General features: G+C 46.0%; 16 protein-coding genes, 1 tRNA gene, 1 other RNA gene and 1 pseudogene. 5 read left to right on the top strand and 14 right to left on the bottom strand.

What is annotated here, in order from left to right; genetic code table 11:
• Nucleotides 1-104: 104 nt before the first annotated feature.
• Nucleotides 105-959 carry a cyanophycinase gene (locus H6G48_RS02115; protein ID WP_061433142.1) on the bottom strand — a complete coding sequence of 285 codons (855 nt, stop codon included), beginning with the start codon at nucleotides 957-959 and terminating at the stop codon, nucleotides 105-107.
• Nucleotides 960-1,332: 373 nt separating this feature from the next.
• Here H6G48_RS02115 and trmD point away from each other — a divergent pair, with 373 nt between their 5' ends.
• Nucleotides 1,333-2,028: a tRNA (guanosine(37)-N1)-methyltransferase TrmD gene (trmD, locus tag H6G48_RS02110; protein ID WP_190718599.1), complete on the top strand. Its 696-nt coding sequence runs from the start codon at nucleotides 1,333-1,335 to the stop codon at nucleotides 2,026-2,028.
• A gap of 24 nt (nucleotides 2,029-2,052) precedes the next feature.
• Here the strand turns inward: trmD and H6G48_RS02105 are convergent, their stop codons facing one another.
• The 4 genes from H6G48_RS02105 to H6G48_RS02090 all read right to left on the bottom strand — a co-directional run bounded on the left by H6G48_RS02105 (nucleotide 2,053) and on the right by H6G48_RS02090 (nucleotide 5,245).
• Nucleotides 2,053-3,549 (bottom strand): tetratricopeptide repeat protein, encoded by a 1,497-nt coding sequence (locus H6G48_RS02105; RefSeq protein ID WP_190718596.1) that lies wholly within the window; start codon nucleotides 3,547-3,549, stop codon nucleotides 2,053-2,055.
• Nucleotides 3,550-3,666: 117 nt separating this feature from the next.
• Nucleotides 3,667-3,738 (bottom strand) — tRNA-Gly (locus H6G48_RS02100).
• A gap of 10 nt (nucleotides 3,739-3,748) precedes the next feature.
• On the bottom strand, nucleotides 3,749-3,994 hold the full coding sequence (locus tag H6G48_RS25955) for a hypothetical protein (RefSeq protein WP_242034500.1): 246 nt from the start codon (nucleotides 3,992-3,994) through the stop codon (nucleotides 3,749-3,751).
• A gap of 204 nt (nucleotides 3,995-4,198) precedes the next feature.
• Entirely contained in the window at nucleotides 4,199-5,245 is a 1,047-nt protein-coding gene (locus H6G48_RS02090; RefSeq protein ID WP_190718593.1) for a glucokinase, read from the bottom strand.
• Nucleotides 5,246-5,534: 289 nt separating this feature from the next.
• Between H6G48_RS02090 and ccmP the strand changes: the two genes are divergently transcribed.
• Nucleotides 5,535-6,176, top strand: coding sequence for a beta-carboxysome protein CcmP (gene ccmP / locus H6G48_RS02085; RefSeq protein WP_110578761.1), 642 nt, complete (start codon nucleotides 5,535-5,537; stop codon nucleotides 6,174-6,176).
• 447 nt (nucleotides 6,177-6,623) lie between these two features.
• Here ccmP and H6G48_RS02080 read toward each other — a convergent pair whose 3' ends face one another.
• From H6G48_RS02080 to ssrS, 3 genes are all read right to left on the bottom strand, one after another.
• Complete coding sequence (locus tag H6G48_RS02080) at nucleotides 6,624-6,878, bottom strand: hypothetical protein (protein ID WP_190718590.1); 255 nt, start codon at nucleotides 6,876-6,878, stop codon at nucleotides 6,624-6,626.
• 52 nt (nucleotides 6,879-6,930) lie between these two features.
• Nucleotides 6,931-8,310, bottom strand: coding sequence for an NAD(P)/FAD-dependent oxidoreductase (locus H6G48_RS02075; RefSeq protein WP_190718587.1), 1,380 nt, complete (start codon nucleotides 8,308-8,310; stop codon nucleotides 6,931-6,933).
• Between the two features lie 199 nt (nucleotides 8,311-8,509).
• A non-coding RNA gene (ssrS, locus tag H6G48_RS02070) (6S RNA) lies at nucleotides 8,510-8,697 on the bottom strand.
• A gap of 336 nt (nucleotides 8,698-9,033) precedes the next feature.
• Here ssrS and H6G48_RS02065 point away from each other — a divergent pair.
• On the top strand, nucleotides 9,034-9,516 hold the full coding sequence (locus tag H6G48_RS02065) for a hypothetical protein (RefSeq protein ID WP_242034499.1): 483 nt from the start codon (nucleotides 9,034-9,036) through the stop codon (nucleotides 9,514-9,516).
• On the opposite strand, the pseudogene H6G48_RS02060 reads toward H6G48_RS02065, so the two are convergent.
• From H6G48_RS02060 to H6G48_RS02040, 5 genes and pseudogenes are all read right to left on the bottom strand, one after another.
• A pseudogene (locus tag H6G48_RS02060) lies at nucleotides 9,510-9,704 on the bottom strand (IS1634 family transposase); the annotation flags it as partial. The gene H6G48_RS02065 and the pseudogene H6G48_RS02060 overlap by 7 nt on opposite strands.
• 222 nt (nucleotides 9,705-9,926) lie before the next feature.
• Nucleotides 9,927-11,018: a D-alanine--D-alanine ligase family protein gene (locus H6G48_RS02055; RefSeq protein ID WP_190718584.1), complete on the bottom strand. Its 1,092-nt coding sequence runs from the start codon at nucleotides 11,016-11,018 to the stop codon at nucleotides 9,927-9,929.
• A 3-nt stretch (nucleotides 11,019-11,021) separates the two neighbouring features.
• Entirely contained in the window at nucleotides 11,022-12,431 is a 1,410-nt protein-coding gene (locus H6G48_RS02050) for an ATP-grasp domain-containing protein (RefSeq protein ID WP_190718581.1), read from the bottom strand.
• 25 nt (nucleotides 12,432-12,456) lie between these two features.
• Nucleotides 12,457-13,260 (bottom strand): O-methyltransferase, encoded by an 804-nt coding sequence (locus tag H6G48_RS02045; RefSeq protein ID WP_002794105.1) that lies wholly within the window; start codon nucleotides 13,258-13,260, stop codon nucleotides 12,457-12,459.
• On the bottom strand, nucleotides 13,257-14,489 hold the full coding sequence (locus H6G48_RS02040; RefSeq protein ID WP_004266794.1) for a sedoheptulose 7-phosphate cyclase: 1,233 nt from the start codon (nucleotides 14,487-14,489) through the stop codon (nucleotides 13,257-13,259). The genes H6G48_RS02045 and H6G48_RS02040 overlap by 4 nt, the downstream gene beginning before the upstream one ends.
• 172 nt (nucleotides 14,490-14,661) lie before the next feature.
• Here H6G48_RS02040 and H6G48_RS27075 point away from each other — a divergent pair, with 172 nt between their 5' ends.
• Together H6G48_RS27075 and H6G48_RS02030 are read left to right on the top strand one after the other, a co-directional pair.
• Entirely contained in the window at nucleotides 14,662-15,567 is a 906-nt protein-coding gene (locus tag H6G48_RS27075) for an element excision factor XisH family protein (protein WP_190718577.1), read from the top strand.
• Nucleotides 15,555-15,890, top strand: a complete 336-nt coding sequence (locus tag H6G48_RS02030; protein WP_190718574.1) for a XisI protein — start codon at nucleotides 15,555-15,557, stop codon at nucleotides 15,888-15,890. Before H6G48_RS27075 ends, H6G48_RS02030 begins: the two co-directional genes overlap by 13 nt.
• A gap of 30 nt (nucleotides 15,891-15,920) precedes the next feature.
• On the opposite strand, the gene H6G48_RS27350 is transcribed toward H6G48_RS02030, so the two are convergent.
• Nucleotides 15,921-16,079, bottom strand: coding sequence for a PEP-CTERM sorting domain-containing protein (locus H6G48_RS27350; protein WP_423202523.1), 159 nt, complete (start codon nucleotides 16,077-16,079; stop codon nucleotides 15,921-15,923).
• Nucleotides 16,080-16,397: the final 318 nt, after the last annotated feature.

The raw sequence follows: 16,397 nt of genomic DNA, 5'->3' as shown, positions 1-16,397 counted from the left end.
AGAGCTGATGTTCGCTGTTGAGAAGCACAAAGAAGCCGTTGTTTATTGTCTGGTTTTCCGAGATCGGTAAACTGTTCACGATGAACAGTTTTTCAGGAGTTTTTTTACCCCAATTTAGCGATCACTTGCTGTTTTTTGAGATGATAGCCATCACCGTAGGCAAGAATATGCACCCGCAAATTATGCAGACTCAGGGGTTCGTTAGCGGTGACGTGATGGTGGTTGGTGTGGGACATTGCCCTGGCATCAATTACCGTCACTGTACCGCAGCCGATTACCGTCATCGTGCCATCCCGTTCAAACATAGCGCAGGTATCCTCATCGATGCCAATTCCTAAACGTTCGGGATAACCGGAGATAGCGCTCATTAACCGGGCCATGCGGTTGCGATTGTGGAAGTGTTGATCGACAATGACTTCAGGAATGAGACCTAATCCCATGGCCATATCCACTAGGGCGCGATTGGGTGCTTCCCCGCTGCTGCCCCCAGCAATCATGTGATGACCCATAACGGCGGCCCCGGCGCTAGTTCCGGCCAGGGTTAGTTCTCCCTGTTGCACTCTTTGTCTGATTCTTTCCATCAGGGGGGTATCGGAGAGCAAACCGCATAAACGCAGCTGGTCGCCTCCGGTCATAAATACACCTGTACATTCTTCGATGTAGGCTTGAAATTGGGGGTCTTCTCCCTGTACACGATCGCGAATATCGATAACTTTGACATATTTTGCCCCCATTTCCTCGAAAATCTTCTGATAGCGATCGCCGATTAAAACCGGTTCTCTGGAAGCGGAGGGAACAATAGCGATCACTGCTTCGCTACCCCCGGCGCGATTCCAAAAGGTGTGCAGTATCTCTTTACCGTGGACTTTATCCTCGGCACCACCAATGACTAAAATCGCCGTTTTGAGAGATATGGGGGTAGGATTTTCGTGGTGTTGGGTTTCTAGCTCGATGATCATGTCACTGAACGAATAGACATTTTTAGGGATGGAAGGTTTTTCGGGAAGATGGACAAGTATTTTAATGTTATTTTCCCTGAACGGTTGACGGAAAAAAATGCGGTTTAGGAATATTTTTCGGGACATCAAGCAATAGTAGAGGCGATTTTAGCAATTTTCTTCGATCCACTGGCAATGACGGACTGTTAGTTAACTTTAAGTCTAGGCTAGACTTCGATCACTCAAGCTAGAGCCAGAAAAACCCCTAGACAGTACAGCATAGTCTATCATGTTATCGAGATAGACTGGCGCCAAATTAGCAAGATTTTAACTGATCGAACCGTGACAAAATGATACATTAAACACTATCCCAGTCTAGGCCTTAATTTTCCCCGTGCAGTTTGACATTATTACTCTCTTTCCCGATTTTTTTACTTCACCGCTGCAGTCGGGGTTGTTGGCAAAAGCTCTCGAACGCGACATCGCTAGGGTAAATTTGGTCAATCTCCGGGATTTTGCCCACGATAAACACCGTCGTGTCGATGATGAACCCTACGGTGGTGGTGTGGGAATGTTATTAAAACCAGAGCCAATTTTTGAGGCGATCGAGTCTTTAGCAATTTTACCACCCCGGGAGATCGTGCTGATGACTCCCCAGGGGGAACCTCTCCATCAAGCTTTACTGAAAACTTGGGCCGGTAGTTATCAGCAGTTAATTCTCATCTGCGGGCATTATGAAGGGGTAGATGAGCGGGTTTGTGAGCATTTGGTGACTAGAGAGGTATCTTTAGGGGATTTTGTCCTAACTTGTGGAGAAATCCCTGCTTTAGCGATTATTAACGGGGTGACGCGGTTGTTACCTGGGACGGTAGGTAAGGCAGAATCGTTGAAATTGGAGAGTTTTGAGGCAGGTTTATTGGATTATCCCCAATATACCCGGCCGCAGGTCTTTCGCGGTTGGCAAGTGCCGCCGGTTTTGCGATCGGGTAATCATCAGGATATCGCTGATTGGCGCTATCAACAACAACTCGATCGCACTAAGGAACGTCGTCCGGATATCTGGCAAAAATGGCTAGAGGAACAGGATTAATCCCCCAAAATGCTGGCTTGCTGCCTACAATTTCAGGTGATTAAGGGCTAAATTCCGTTGTTGGAGAGCGAATTGATGGCTAGGCTCTAGTTGTAGGGTTTGGTTAAAAGAAACCACTGCTTCCGAGAAACATTTTAACTTGTAGAGACAACAACCCCGTTGATACCATGCCTCAGCCTTTTGGGATTGTAACTGTAAAGCCTTATTATAAGCGGCGACCGCTTCACTGAGTCGTTCTAATTCCCGTAAAGCTTCGCCTTTACTAAACCAAACATTAGCATCGGATTTAATGGCCAGGGCCTGATTATAAGCCGCTAGACCTTCGGCATAACGTTGCATCCGACAGAAAATCATGCCTTTGTAATGCCATGCTTCCAGATAATCTGGCTGCAGTTGAATCGCCTTATCCAAAGATGCGATTGCGGGGCTGATTTGTCGTAAATTAGCTAAAGCGATGCCGCGATAAAACCAAGCCCGAGCATTATTAGTCTCTAATTGAATTACCTGATTAAAAGACCCTAAAGCTTCAGGAAAACGCCCTAATCGTTGCAAGGCCAGACCGCGATTATACCAAGCATTGACAAAATTGGGCTTTTTCCGCAGGGACTGTTGATACAATTGAACTGCTTCGCGATGCTGCCCCAAATCGAGATGCGCGTTACCGCGATAAAACAACTCCTCTGCTGAAATTTCCCGCACTAAAGCTTGTTGCTGACGCAATTGCAGTAACTCTTTTATGGCATCTAAAACTTCTGCTGCCGAGGGAAAGCGTTGGCGCCAGTCATAACGGGTCATTTTATCGATAATAACTGCTAGATCATCTCTAACATCGGCCTGATCGCGCCAAGCGATTTCTCCGGTTTCGGCATCTTCGGGAAATTGCGTCGGTTTGAGACCAGTCAAGGCTTGAATAGCGATGATTCCCACGGCATAGACATCGCTAGACAATCGCGGTTTATTTTGCGCCTGTTCACTAGGCATATAACCGGGGGTGCCAATCCCAATGGACACACTGGTCTGTTTTGCTTTTAGCCATTGAGTCCCCACTTGTTTGACTCCGCCAAAGTCGATTAAAACTAGCTTGCCCTCTTGGCGACGGATAATATTATGGGGTTTGATATCTCGGTGAATAATATTATTTTGATGGACAAAAGCGAGAACTTCCAAGATATCTTTTAATAACTGAATTACCTGACTCTCTTCTAAACGCTTACCCTTAGAGATTTCCTGACTAAGATCGTGACCATCGATAAATTCTTGAACGATATAAAAAGACTTATTTTCCTGAAAACTGGCGAAAAATTGCGGTATTTGAGGATGATGGCCGAGTTTTTCTAAAGCTCTGGCCTCACTCTCAAATAATCCTATAGTAACTTCGTTAACCACTTGGGTGATTAACTGTTTGACCACACATTGAGGACGGCCGGGGCGATAGTTATCTTGGGCTAAAAAAGTTTGACCGAAAGCCCCTTGACTTAGAGGTTTAATAACTTGGTAACGTCCCCCGATAATTAGTTTCATGGTAGCGGATTATCTTTACCCTAGGGCAGCTTGACGGGACGGTTAACAGCCAAAGGGGTTAACTTGCTCATGCCCATCTTGCCAGTTAATTGATATATTACATCAATTGTCGTCAGAAGCGGGTAACGCGACTCGAACGCGCGACATTCACCTTGGGAAGGTGACGTTCTACCACTGAACTATACCCGCAAAAGTCTCCCTAATCATAGCATTGACCCCCCAGCCAGAGCAACTGCCCTAGGCTGTTTTCCATCACCGCGCCAGTTTGTCCAGAAACGCTAAACTGTAAAGCTTCCCGATAGACTCGCCCCGCCGGATGATCAATAATATTCGCCGCCCCACCGGAGGCAATCACTGCCCCTTGAGCGCATTGTAGAGCCAAATTAATCGCCCGACCGCGCCAGTGCAATTTGTCGGCAAAACTGGCCTGGTGGGAATTTAACATTTTTTCTTGACAGGACAGTAGGGCTTTTTCTAGCTGTTGATGGGCATTTTTTAGGCTTTCTAGCCGCTTTTGTCGATAAACCCCAAAAATAACATCTAAGCCCCCCCAAGCACAGCCAAGGGCAGGAAAACCGTCATGGAGAACATTTTTTTGATCGCTGGCCTCGATCGCTGCTGCTGTTGGTAAAATCCAGTCAACCCTCCCTCATAGCTGACTAGCGCAGGAAACTGCCCCCATTAGTCCCACTTGGGCATTAAGGACGATATGAACGGGAATATTGCTTAATAGCTCCCTCATCCGACCTTTAGCCCGAAAAGCCTTCATAAAGCTACCCTCGGTCATTAGGGGAAGATTTTTGGCCGCAATCCCTCCCGCGATGTATAATCCTCCGTAGGGAAGCAACTTGAGGGCTAAATTGCCCGCTTCCGCACCGTAGGCCTCGACAAAGATTTTCATGGTTTGATAACAGAGATAATCCGCGTCATCTTGGGCAAAACTGGCAATTTTAGCCGCTAAATCGACGGTTTTTTGCGGTTTACCCATTTCTTCTAACCAAGCGCGGTAAATTTCCGCCATGGCCGGTGATGACTGACTATAGTTACTATCGTGGAGAAATCGATAGATAGAAGTGATTCCAGGACCAGAAACCACTCGCTCCACCGAAATGCGCTCGATATTATAGAGATCCAAGAGATAATTTAATAGTTGATATTCTAAACTCGAGCGAGGGGCAAAATCGGCGTGGGAACCCTCACTACCAAACACCCGATATTTACCCTTCGAGACAGGAATCAAAAAACCCTCTCCTAACCCCGTCCCCGCACCGATAACCGCAATCGGGGCCTCCGGTACTGCCGGAGCCGACTGTAGATTGTGCAGCTCCTCTGGGGCCAATCCTAACACCCCATAACCGATCGCCGCAAAATCATTAATTAATTTTACCCGCTCAATCTGCAGCTCGTGGCTTAGGCGATCGCCAGTTAGAGACCAACTTAAATTAGTCAATTCGGAACTATTGTTAACCACTGGACCGGCAATACCGAAACAAGCTTTTGCCACTGGGGGAATAGTGGTTTGTCGGGCTAAAAACTGCTGGACGATCGGCACCAGATCGGGGTATTGTTTACTAGGATAAATTTCTTGATCGAGAGTAATTAGCCGGGGTTGGGGACTATCCGATGAGTTTTGGCAATCCACTAAACGCAGGATTGTTTTAGTTCCCCCGATATCTCCCCCTAAAAGAATCGTCATGCTGGTTTTTCCCTGAGTTTGTCCCCATAATTATAGTTTTTTTACCGCTTCTCCCCAGCAAATTTAAGGGCAGTCAATTCTATACTATAGTGAAAGATGGTAATGCCTAAGCCCTAATTAAGGATTGATTAATCATCGCTCCGGGGTTGGAATGGGGATTTGCTAGAGGACAGAAAGGGGACTTAAAGACATTTTAGGTCTAACTGTAGCCTCAAGGCGATCGATAGGGCGGCAAAACCTATCACTGTCCCCATAACTTTTAAGATAGACCAGAGAGGGAGAAATTAGCTTGGGTGTAGAACTTCGCAGTTACGTTTATCTTGACAATTTACAGCTTCAACACGCCGCTTACATCGGTACAGTCGCCCAAGGATTTTTACCCTTACCCGGGGATTCTTCCCTCTGGATTGAAATTTCCCCCGGCATCGAGATTAATCGCATCACCGATATTGCCCTCAAATCCGCCGTGGTTCGTCCGGGGGTTCTATTCGTAGAACGACTCTATGGACTCTTAGAACTCCATTCTAGCAGTCAGGGAGAGGTCAGGGCGGCCGGTCAGGCAATTTTGCAGTATTTAGGCGTTAGTCAGCGCGATTGTCTGAAACCGCAAATTGTTTCTAGCCAAATTATTCGCAACATTGACGCTTACCAAGCCCAATTAATTAACCGGAGTTCTCGGGGTATGATGTTAATGGCGGGACAGACTTTGTACGTTTTAGAAGTGCAACCGGCTGCCTACGCTTCCCTAGCCGCTAATCAGGCCGAAAAAGCTGCTTTAATTAATATCCTACACGTTACTTCCGTGGGCAGTTTTGGCCGCCTATATTTAGGGGGAGAAGAACGAGATATTATCGCCGGTTCCAGGGCGGCAGTTTCAGCTTTAGAAAATATTCAAGGTCGAGCTTTTCCGGGTAGCGACAAAAAAGAATAGGCTAATAAGCTGTTGACTATCTAATAAGTAGTAGGACAAAATTAACTTCTTGGTTAGGATAGGCACTCATGCATGAGGCAAAAGGCAAGAGGTGGTTAGATATGTATAATTAGGGCTTGCTGAATAAATGTGAAATGTAGGCAAGGTAAGGGTTTTATGGCTTTTCTCGCTCCCACAGGTGCAAGATTTTGAGAGAATCGTCGTTAAAAACCTTGCGTCTTCATCAGCCCGAGTCCTGTAGGGGCGAAGCATTCGGGCAATAACCTATCGGTGAAACCGGAGATTTTCTATCCGAATGCTTCGCCCGTACTTTTTGCCGCAAACCCTAATTAATTGTGTCTAGCTACTTACTAAATCCCGTTTAAAAGGTATAGGATAGTGGGGAGTGGGAAGAAGGGAAAGAAAGTTTGAGCATTTGTACTAAATAGCTAAAAAAGGAATTTCGCCCTATTGAGGAGATTCAAAAATTAGTTCGCTATTATTCAGTTTTTCAACGACTAACTTGCGATAGAGTGTCACCTGACGAAGGATTTGGTCGGGATTGTTTTTCTTGTTAGAAAACATGATTGTTTTAATCGATTCAAATTCTATTCTTGTGATCACACCATCTTTGATCGCTCGTTCAATTGTAACTCGTAAATATTCTAATTCTTGGCTTTCCTCTGGGGTAATTTCTAGACTGTTAGGATGTTCTATTTTCATGATCGATTGTTCTTACCTGCTAACTGATAACTGGATAATCACGGCTATTTTTTCACACTTTCACGATCGGTGGAGAGAGAGTTTCCGTCTGGCTAGAAACGGCCAGATTATTATTATTTTGGCCGTTATTTTGCGGCAGTTGTCCCGAGGCTAAATTCTGCCCCTCTCCCGTAATCAAACGAGCGCCACGACCGCGGGTAAAATAATTCCAACCCCATTGCACCATCACCACTAATTTATTATCAAATTCGATCAGATAGTAAATATGGGCCCAAACCCAGACTAACCAAGCGATGAACCCAGAAAACTTGACAAATCCCAAATCAACCACGGCCGCATTTTGGCCGATCACTGCCAGACTACCTCGATCGATATAATGAAAAGGTTGAATAGTTTGCCCTTTTAGGCGAGAAATTAATAAATTCGCTAGATATTCGCCCTCCTGCATGGCCACGGGGGCAATTCCGGGTAAAGGTTTATCTCCCTGATGGGCAAAATTAGCCAGATCCCCGATCACAAAAATATTGGCATAACCGGCGATACTTAAATCCGGTTCAACGATTACCCGGCCGACGCGATCGAGATTTACCCCGGTTCTTTCGGCCAAAATTCGCCCCATTCTCGATGCTTTTACCCCTGCTGCCCATAAAATTGTCTCGGCGGCGATTTCTGTCGTCTTTTCTCCCTGACGGACGCTGACACAACCTTCAACAATATTGGTAACGATGCTGTTAGTTTGCACTGTCACCCCTAATTTTATGAGAGAAGCGGCAGCTTTAGCGGATAAATCGGGCGCATAGGGGGGTAATACTCGATCCATCCCTTCTAAGAGCAAAATTTTCGCTTCTGTGGGGTTAATCTGGTGAAAATCAGACCTAAGCGCACCGTGGGCAATTTCAGCGATCGCTCCTGCTAATTCTACCCCCGTCGGTCCGCCACCGACAATCACAAAAGTTAATAAAGCTTGCCGCTTTTCGGCATCGATTTCTTTCTCGGCCTTCTCGAAAGCGAGATAGATACGACGACGCATTTCTACTGCATCTTCAATGGTTTTTAACCCTGGAGCGTAGGGTTGCCATTGATCATTGCCAAAATAGTGATGACTGACTCCCGTGGCAATAACTAATTGATCGTAGGCGATCGGCGGGTGATCTTTCAAGATCACTTCTCCCTTGACCGGATCTATATCTATGGCATGATCGAGGAGAATATCTGTATTCTCATGGCCCCGTAGGATTAAGCGCAAAGGTGAGGAGATATCGGCCGGAGATAGCGCCCCAGTAGCGACTTGATAGAGGAGGGGCTGAAAAAGATGGAAATTTCGCTTATCGATGAGGGTAACATGAACGGGGGCGTTTTTTAGGGCTTTGGCCGTGTATAAACCCGCAAATCCGCCGCCTATGATAACAACTCTTGGCTGTTTTTCAGTCATTGCTTAACAATAATTCATAAATTTTTCCCTAGTGTAGTCCGGATTGTCACAATTTAGCGGTGACAAGCGTTACCGAAAACAGCAGTCTTTAACCTAGAAAAAAATATAGATACTGGCTTTTTTGACCAACCAAGAGGGCAAAACTAAGGAAGTACAGGGAATCTCCCCAGAATTTGACCTATATATGCTCGAAAAACTTGAAAAGACCGCTACGCCGTTTTACCTAAGTTTATGACCTGGGTTAACCAGGTGGGAACTTATATTCCGCGTTTCTGTTTCCGAGTACAAGCTCGGTTTACTACCACACGAATTGGTTATTCGCTCCCTTATCACAATCAAGCATAGATCAAAAAACTTGAAAGGCAGTCACCAACGTAGAAGCCCGATTTAGTTTTATCGTAGCATTTTTTTTTCTCAGAGGCAAGAGGGGCGATTCAGTGATCAGTGATCAGTGATCAGTTATCAGTGATCAGATTTGAGTTTTCAGTTTAGGGACTTGCGTGGGAATAATATCCCAGCCAGAAAATCGCTCTGTAGAAGAATAAGACCAGCCCTAAATGGTACATTATCAAAGCGCAAGTCCCTTACTGTTTACCGATCACAGCCAAAAAGCCTGCCAACACCCAGCAATTCCCAATGCAAACGGTAGCACAGAATACAGAACCCGTCTTACTCTTGCCTTTCAAAATGGAGTGAAGGGTTTGAACAGTGGGTTTCGGGGGAATGGAAGTCAAACAACTGGGTTTTCTGGGGATGCTGAGCTATTTGCAGCTAGTTATCCCTGGGATAACTGAGCCTCGAAGTGCCAGCAATGCTACCCGCTACAGTCTGAAAGACGCAATATTAGGGGCATTCGCCGCCTTTTTTCGCCAGAATGAATCATTTCTAGAATATCAGCGTCAACTGAATAGTCGTTGTGGACGAGATAATGCTCAAACTCTGTTTGGTTTGGTCAATATCCCGACAGTAGAGCAGATGCGGAACATCCTCGATGGAATAGCCGCAAAGCATCTTTTTCCCCTGTTCAAATGGATTGATCAAGGGCTGAAAGACCAAGGCTATTTGAGGGGGTTTGCAGCCTTGGATGGCAACTTACTCGTCGCCCTAGATGGGACTCAGTACTATAGTTCAGAGAAAATTAGTTGTCCTTGTTGCTCAAGCCGCACCTCAAAACAGGGAAAGATAACCTATCACCACCCAAAATGATTGGGAATGCCTTCAGTCATGGACAGTGTTGCTCCTTTAAGAGCCAGTTTCAGATTGTCGATAATATAATCGGGTAATTTTGAGAGGTTAGCCAGGGTTCTTTTTTTGACTTGATCTCCTTCTCGATAGGAATCTGGTCGAAGAACGGCGGGAGGGGAATTACGGTTAGGAACTTTTTCTATATACATGACTACCATTCTAGCAAATAGAGAGAATTCTTGTCCATTAAGAAATGTTACAAATTACATGGGTACATTAAGAAAAGTTAAGGGGTATATCCATTGATGGATAAGGGTTTTCGGCTCTTGTAGTAGATATGTATGGGGGAAGTTCAGCTAAAAGAAGTTTGAAACGCTTGCTTGGCAATGCTTTGAGAATTTCATGGCTATTTCGGCAACCCGAATGTCCTGCTAAGAATAAGTTTCGGCTTTTGTGTCAATCTGCGCGCTCTTTGGGCGAGCGCCCAAAGAGGCAGCCTCTCCCGCCACTGCCATCTGCACCATATTTTGAAACAGGTCTGTCAATGAAATTCCAGCAGCCTGAGCCATCATTGAAATGACGCTTTTCTGAGCAAACGAACAATATAAACCTGCTTCTAAAAACCACGGCTGTCCGTGTGGATCGATCCGAAAATCAAACAAACTGTAATGCCGACAGCCCAAAGCAACGTGACATTGTTTTGCGATCGCCCAAACTCGCTGAGTGACTGGATCCCTAGGATCAACAATCCACGCCTTGGTTTTCTCTTTAGCAGCACAATCCAAACTACCATCTTCATTTTGCTTGAGTTTATCTGCATAAGTCCGAATCGGATGAGTTTCGGGATTCACGGCGTACTCTTCTAGCGGCAAGCAAACTAACTCGCCCGCTTGCACAATCAGACCACAGCGAACTTCTCGACCCAGTTCGATAAACTCCTCAACTAAGACTTCATCTGCATACTCAAAGGCAGTTGCTAAAGCAGCATCTCCATCGGTTGTCTCGGTAACTAAACTCAAACCCAATGAATTATCGGAATGGTTCGGCTTAATAATCGACGGACGGGATACAGATAAGCAATCGCCTCGATGCAGAACCTTGCCAGCGGGCACGGTCACCCCGGCTGCGGAGACAACCGCTTTCGCCTTTGCCTTATCTGCCGCTAACGCCATTAGCTCAGCCGAATTTCCCACATACGGAATTTTGAGCAGATCGAATAGCGCACGGTACTGAGTCATTCCGGGCAGGCAGAACATTTGGGGCACCATCACATCGATCGGTCGTTGAATTAAAACCGCGACCGCTTCAGGGACTGAAACTGAGGGAGTCTGGGCGATCTCGGCATTGTCTAAAGATTTGGGAAACCGCCACCTCAAATCTGGCGACACGTAGGCAATGTGGAACTCATAGAGGTCTGGATTGGCCGTATTTTGTAGACAATCTTGGGCATAGAGTCGCGACAACTCACAGTAAAAATCGCTCACAGCAGAGCCAACTAGATGCAAAATCTGCAATTTTTCCATGCTCTAGTCTCCTCCCAGTTCAACAAGCTTGCCAATGTTGAAGTCAATCCGAATCCATTCACTGCCGCGCCGAAAACTTCCCAGCAGTAATAGCGGAATCTGCCAATGATGCACCATTAAAAAAGGGAGGGGATCGTCCCACTCAAAGATGGCATCTTTGCCGTTGACGAGAATCTGTAATCGTTGCCTGAGCATCTTTGGAGAAAGTAGCTGGGTTAGCAATCTCCAAACTTCGTGATAAGTCCAATAGGTTGGGCGGCTAGAGGCAAGTGGCTGAGCCATCTGGGGGAGTGGATGTAGATTTAGATAAGCCTGTGCTACATCAGGATGGTTGTAGAACATCGTGATGGCAGAGTGTGTGCGCGGATTGCATTCGATCGCATAAACCTGTCCATCATCTGCTGCCTGAATGAAGTCGAAAGACACTTGTCCCGTAAGGTTCAGCCCCTTGACAAAGGCGAGAATCCACCGTTCAATCTCAGAATGATCAACGTGTTCGTAGTTGACCTGAAACGCTGAAGACTTGCAGCAGCAGTGCAGCTGCACGTGTCCTTGACGAACAGTACTATGGGTACAATATTCTTGCCCTGGAATATACTCCTGCATAATCCAGGGATTTGCTTCAGAAATGGGCAGCGATCGCAGAAAAGTCGCCGTTTCCTCAGCATCTCGTAGGGGCAACTGCGTCAGCTCCAATCGCCGCACTGAATCGTAAGGAATGCTTTTGAGGATATAGGGACGCTTTGCCTTACTAAAATCAAAGTCAATCACCTGCTGAGGATGGGTGATGCGATGGGATTTTGGCACGCTTAACCCTAGGGTTCCGGCGGCGATCGCAAAGGCGTACTTATCATCCAGTTGCTTGAGCCTCTCCACATCCACATGCATGACGGTGCAATGGGGCGCCAGCATTTCGGCAATGAGCGCATCATAATAACTGGCAACGGGGCTACAAACGGGAACGTAAACAGTAACCTTTTCTTTTTGCACAATCTCCAGTAATGCCTGAGCATACTGGGACGATTGCGGTTTTGGTATGGTGTAGAACCGATCAACGCACCGAGAAAAGCGGTGTCCGGTTAACCAGTACTTGTGCATCTCCACTAGGATGACTCGGTGCCCTGCTTTGTGAAATGATCGCGCAAGCTGCAAGGCTTTAGTCATCTTGCCGCCGCTAATGAGAACCGTTTGCGGATTTACTGTGGTTGAACGCAAAGCGCTCGCTACGCGAGATCGCGCCTGGCGAAGAACTAGCGATCTCAGCAAAGCAATCGACACGAGGGTAAGGTTGAACGGCAATGCCAGCAGCAGCAAAGTAAGAGTGGCAAGGGTTTTTAAGCGCGATCTCACCCCGATGCTGCCCGCACTGACCGCTGGCTCTGAGAGAAGCTTAACGGGAGCGGTTTTTATCATAGGTTTAAGTGGGCGGATTAATGGACTACATACGCCGAATCAAGGTCAAGCCGTCTCGCAGAGGTAGCAGGACTTGCTCAACTCGTGGATCGTGGCTCAGGGTTTGGTTGAACTGTGCGATCGCCTTGCCATTGGGCGTAGGCGTTTCCGAGAGATAGGGCTGCCCCTGCATCAAAGTATTGTCCGCACAGATTAACCCGTTTGGAGCTAACAGCGAGGTAGTCAGGAGCAGATTGAGGTAGTCGATGTAACCTGCTTTATCGGCATCAATAAAGACTAGATCGAACACCTCTCCTGCCTCTGCAAGCTGCTTGAGGGTTTCAAGAGCAGGCGCAACCTTGACTACGATTTTGTGTCCGGCCGTCGACTCGTTAAAACACTGCCGCGCAAATTCAGCCACATAAGCATCAACTTCACAAGCCACGACCTGTCCATCGCTGGGCAATGCCTCTGCCATCGCTAGAGCCGAATAGCCCGTAAACATGCCAATCTCTAGCACCCGTTGCGCTTGCGTCAAATGCACCAGAAATTTGAGCATTTGACCTTCCACATGCCCAGAGAGCATTTCCTGCTCTAGCTGGCGCACTGTTTCACCATCCGTAAATCGCTTGCTCCAGTCCTCCGCTTGAGTCCGTTGCACCAAGGCAGCCAAGGCAGGCGATTCGGGTGTCGTACAAACATCCAAATACGGGTCGAGTCCGCAAGCTAGGGCACAGACTTGCTGCAATTCAGCTTTGAAAACCGGATCAAGCCCATCGATCGACTCGGCGCGACCGACCAAGGCTGCTAACTTCGCTGAGATAATTCCAACGGGCGTAACGGGTCTCATACGCCTGCTCCCTCTAAGGCTGGCTCGAGGCGCACGTACATATCCTCACCATTGCCCTGACGAGGATAGTTTTGAGCGATCGCTCGGTGAACCCCTAAGGCATTGTCCAACTCAGATCGCGTTAGGTCGTTCATAAACACGCATTGCCCAATCGGGCGGGGAGCCGCTGCTCGCTGCAACCCATCGCGAGTCCGCGTAATTGCTTCGGTCGCTTTCCACAGGAGTTCTGGGGTGAGATAGGGGCTATCGATCGCCAGCCCCAATCGGCTCATTAAGCCTAAAATGCGATTGCGGTCTTCAACCGAAATATAGCCGCGCAACTGGGCGATTGTCGCCGTAAATGCCATATCAATGTTGACGCTATGACCGTGCAACATCGGTGGTTCTGGCGTTAATTCTAGCGTCGGACTCCAGGTATGACCGTAAGCAATCACTCGATCCAAATCTAGCTCATGCAGGTTGGGCACCTCTAGCTCTAACATGACTTGAATTGCCTTGTAAGTCAGACGGTGCCCCACAGCTTGCAACTCAGGGGTGCCATTCAGATAGCCAAAACGGCTGTGCAGCAATGCCGCACCATGTTCTTCTAGCAGCTCAAAGATTTCTTGATTGCCCACAACTGCAATCTTGATTAACTCTGCCATTCCGTTGCGAATTTGATCGATCGGCAAAGTTCCCAAAAATGAGAAATCAAGAATCACCTTTTGAGAGGCATGATACGCACCAAGACGATTCTTTAGTTTGCCGTGATTGACAGCAACCTTAATCGCCACGCTAGCATCAATCAAGCCAATCAAGCTTGTGGGCACGCGAATGTAGTTGGTTTTGCGACGATAGGCAGAACAAGCGAACCCAGCAACATCGGTCGTGAGTCCGCCACCCACAACCAAAACAGGCTCCTTACGCACCAGTCCAAAGTCGGCAAACGCATCGACAATCTTCTCGAAAGTTCTCAGAGTCTTTTCAGGCTCTTTGATACTGACTTGAAAAACAGTCAAATCGATTTGATAGTGAGCGAAGTACCGAACGATCTGCTGGCGATACAAACCGTAAACAGTTTGATCAATCACCATCAAGCAGCGTCTGAATGGTGCATAACTTTCGGCAATTTCGGGATTCCCAATTTTGAAAGCACCGTTTACATAGAGCAAACTGAAATCAATCTTTTCGTAGCCTTCAATATGAAAGGCACAATCTGTGGACGTAAAAGTAGCCTTGATGCCTGCCATAAGGTTTCATTCTGAGATTCTGTTACAAAGGTAACAGAATCTCAGAATTTATTCAACATCTCCTGCCAACAACCAGCAATTCCCAATGCAAACGATAGCACAGAATACAGAACCAGTCTTACTCTTGCCTTTCAAAATGGAGTGAAGGGTTTGAACAGTGGGTTTCGGGGGAATGGAAGTCAAACAACTGGGTTTTCTGGGGATGCTGCGCTATTTCCAGGTAGTCATCCCTGGGATAACTGACCCTCGAAGTGCCAGCAATGCTACCCGCTACAGTCTGAAAGACGCAATATTAGGGGCATTCGCCGCCTTTTTTCGCCAGAATGAATCATTTCTAGAATATCAGCGTCAACTTAATAGTCGTTGTGGACGAGATAATGCTCAAAGTCTGTTTGGTTTGGTCAATATCCCGACAGTAGAGCAGATGCGGAACATCCTCGATGGAATAGCCGCAAAGCATCTTTTTCCCCTGTTCAAATGGATTGATCAAGGGCTGAAAGACCAAGGCTATTTGAGGGGGTTTGAGGCGTTGGATGGCAACTTACTCGTCGCCCTAGATGGGACTCAGTACTATGAATCAGAGAAAATTAGTTGTCCTTGTTGCTCAAGCCGCACCTCAAAACAGGGAAAGATAACCTATCAAATCAGGAGAAAGGTAAAATTGGCTAAAGATTTAGTTTATCAAGCAGCCAAAAACGCTTTGATCAAAGATAATTGGTTAATTACTCATGACCTTTATACGATAAGTTTTGGAGGGGTGAATATGGCTGTCGATTTAGGCGCAGAAAAGCTGATTGCTGCGACTAAAGATCATCAAAAGATTGCCGTAGAAATTAAAAGTTTTTTAGAGGGGTCTTCAGCGATCTCAGAATTTCATACTGCCCTAGGACAATTTATTAATTATCGGGCGGTTTTAAAGAGAAAAGATTCAGATAGAGTCTTGTTTTTAGCTATTCCTAGTTTTACTTACGACACTTTTTTCTCTTTAGATTTTACCCAATTGATGATTAGAGAAAACCATTTAAAATTAATCATTTTTTCGCCAAGTCAGGAGGTAATTTTAACATGGATAAATTAGCAAAATATCGTCAATTAGTCAAAAATATTCTCTCAGAATATACTCAATATAAACCCACTTGTAATGATTTAGAAATTCAAGCTATTTTTGATGAACAAAAAGAACATTATCAGGTCGTTACCTTTGGGTGGGAAGGCGAAAAATATGTACATTATTGTCTCATTCATATTGACCTCAAGTCTGATAAAATTTGGATTCAATGGAATATGACAGAACAAGATATTGCTGAAGACTTAGTTAAACTAGGTGTTCCTAAAAAAGATATTGTCATTGGCTTTCATCCTCCTGTACTTCGTCAATTGACCGATTATGCAGTAGGATAAATTAATTTATCCTACTGCAATTGATCCCAGTTAGCTGTCTGGTTCTTGGGGGTTATCTGTGGGTGACTTTGTTTTTTTTGATAGGACACTTTTCACCTTTGTTGCGGTTAAACCCAGTCCGAGTAAACCTAAACCCAAGATATTAGATGGTTCAGGGACACTTTTGGGGGGCTGTGCGACAGATTTTATTGCAAGATGATCAAATTCAATTAAATCTTCTGTAACTGGATTTGCAATTGGATATGTCGTTATACAGAAGTGTTGAACGGGGAAAAAAGTCGTACAAAATTTGATATTATAGATAAGAAAACAAAGTAAATATACACCAATAAATGTGAATAAGCCATGCTAACAATTTTCCCAAAACTAATGAAAGAGCTTCTCAAGCCACTCCCCAAAAATGACTATCCCGCATTAAGTACATTTACTTTTGTGTCCTGTTGGATAGGTTTTGCACTGGATAAAAGTATCGTCAGCATGAGAGACTTAAGCGCACGCCTGAAAATG

Origin of the sequence: Microcystis flos-aquae FACHB-1344 (assembly GCF_014698375.1) — a bacterium.
Lineage (GTDB): Bacteria > Cyanobacteriota > Cyanobacteriia > Cyanobacteriales > Microcystaceae > Microcystis > Microcystis aeruginosa.
Note: the sequence above shows the minus strand (reverse complement) of the source record. Positions and strands in the feature narration are given on the sequence as shown.

Coding starts and splice junctions, on each gene's coding strand:
- H6G48_RS02045 (WP_002794105.1), bottom strand. CDS start 13,260: ATGAGACCCGTTACGCCCGTTGGAATTATCTCAGCGAAGTTAGCAGCC.
- H6G48_RS02080 (WP_190718590.1), bottom strand. CDS start 6,878: ATGAAAATAGAACATCCTAACAGTCTAGAAATTACCCCAGAGGAAAGC.
- H6G48_RS02090 (WP_190718593.1), bottom strand. CDS start 5,245: ATGACGATTCTTTTAGGGGGAGATATCGGGGGAACTAAAACAATCCTG.
- H6G48_RS25955 (WP_242034500.1), bottom strand. CDS start 3,994: ATGTTAAATTCCCACCAGGCCAGTTTTGCCGACAAATTGCACTGGCGC.
- H6G48_RS02055 (WP_190718584.1), bottom strand. CDS start 11,018: ATGGAAAAATTGCAGATTTTGCATCTAGTTGGCTCTGCTGTGAGCGAT.
- H6G48_RS02105 (WP_190718596.1), bottom strand. CDS start 3,549: ATGAAACTAATTATCGGGGGACGTTACCAAGTTATTAAACCTCTAAGT.
- H6G48_RS02115 (WP_061433142.1), bottom strand. CDS start 959: ATGATCATCGAGCTAGAAACCCAACACCACGAAAATCCTACCCCCATA.
- H6G48_RS27075 (WP_190718577.1), top strand. CDS start 14,662: ATGGAAGTCAAACAACTGGGTTTTCTGGGGATGCTGCGCTATTTCCAG.
- H6G48_RS02040 (WP_004266794.1), bottom strand. CDS start 14,489: ATGGCAGGCATCAAGGCTACTTTTACGTCCACAGATTGTGCCTTTCAT.
- H6G48_RS02065 (WP_242034499.1), top strand. CDS start 9,034: ATGGAAGTCAAACAACTGGGTTTTCTGGGGATGCTGAGCTATTTGCAG.
- H6G48_RS02075 (WP_190718587.1), bottom strand. CDS start 8,310: ATGACTGAAAAACAGCCAAGAGTTGTTATCATAGGCGGCGGATTTGCG.
- H6G48_RS02030 (WP_190718574.1), top strand. CDS start 15,555: ATGGATAAATTAGCAAAATATCGTCAATTAGTCAAAAATATTCTCTCA.
- H6G48_RS02050 (WP_190718581.1), bottom strand. CDS start 12,431: ATGATAAAAACCGCTCCCGTTAAGCTTCTCTCAGAGCCAGCGGTCAGT.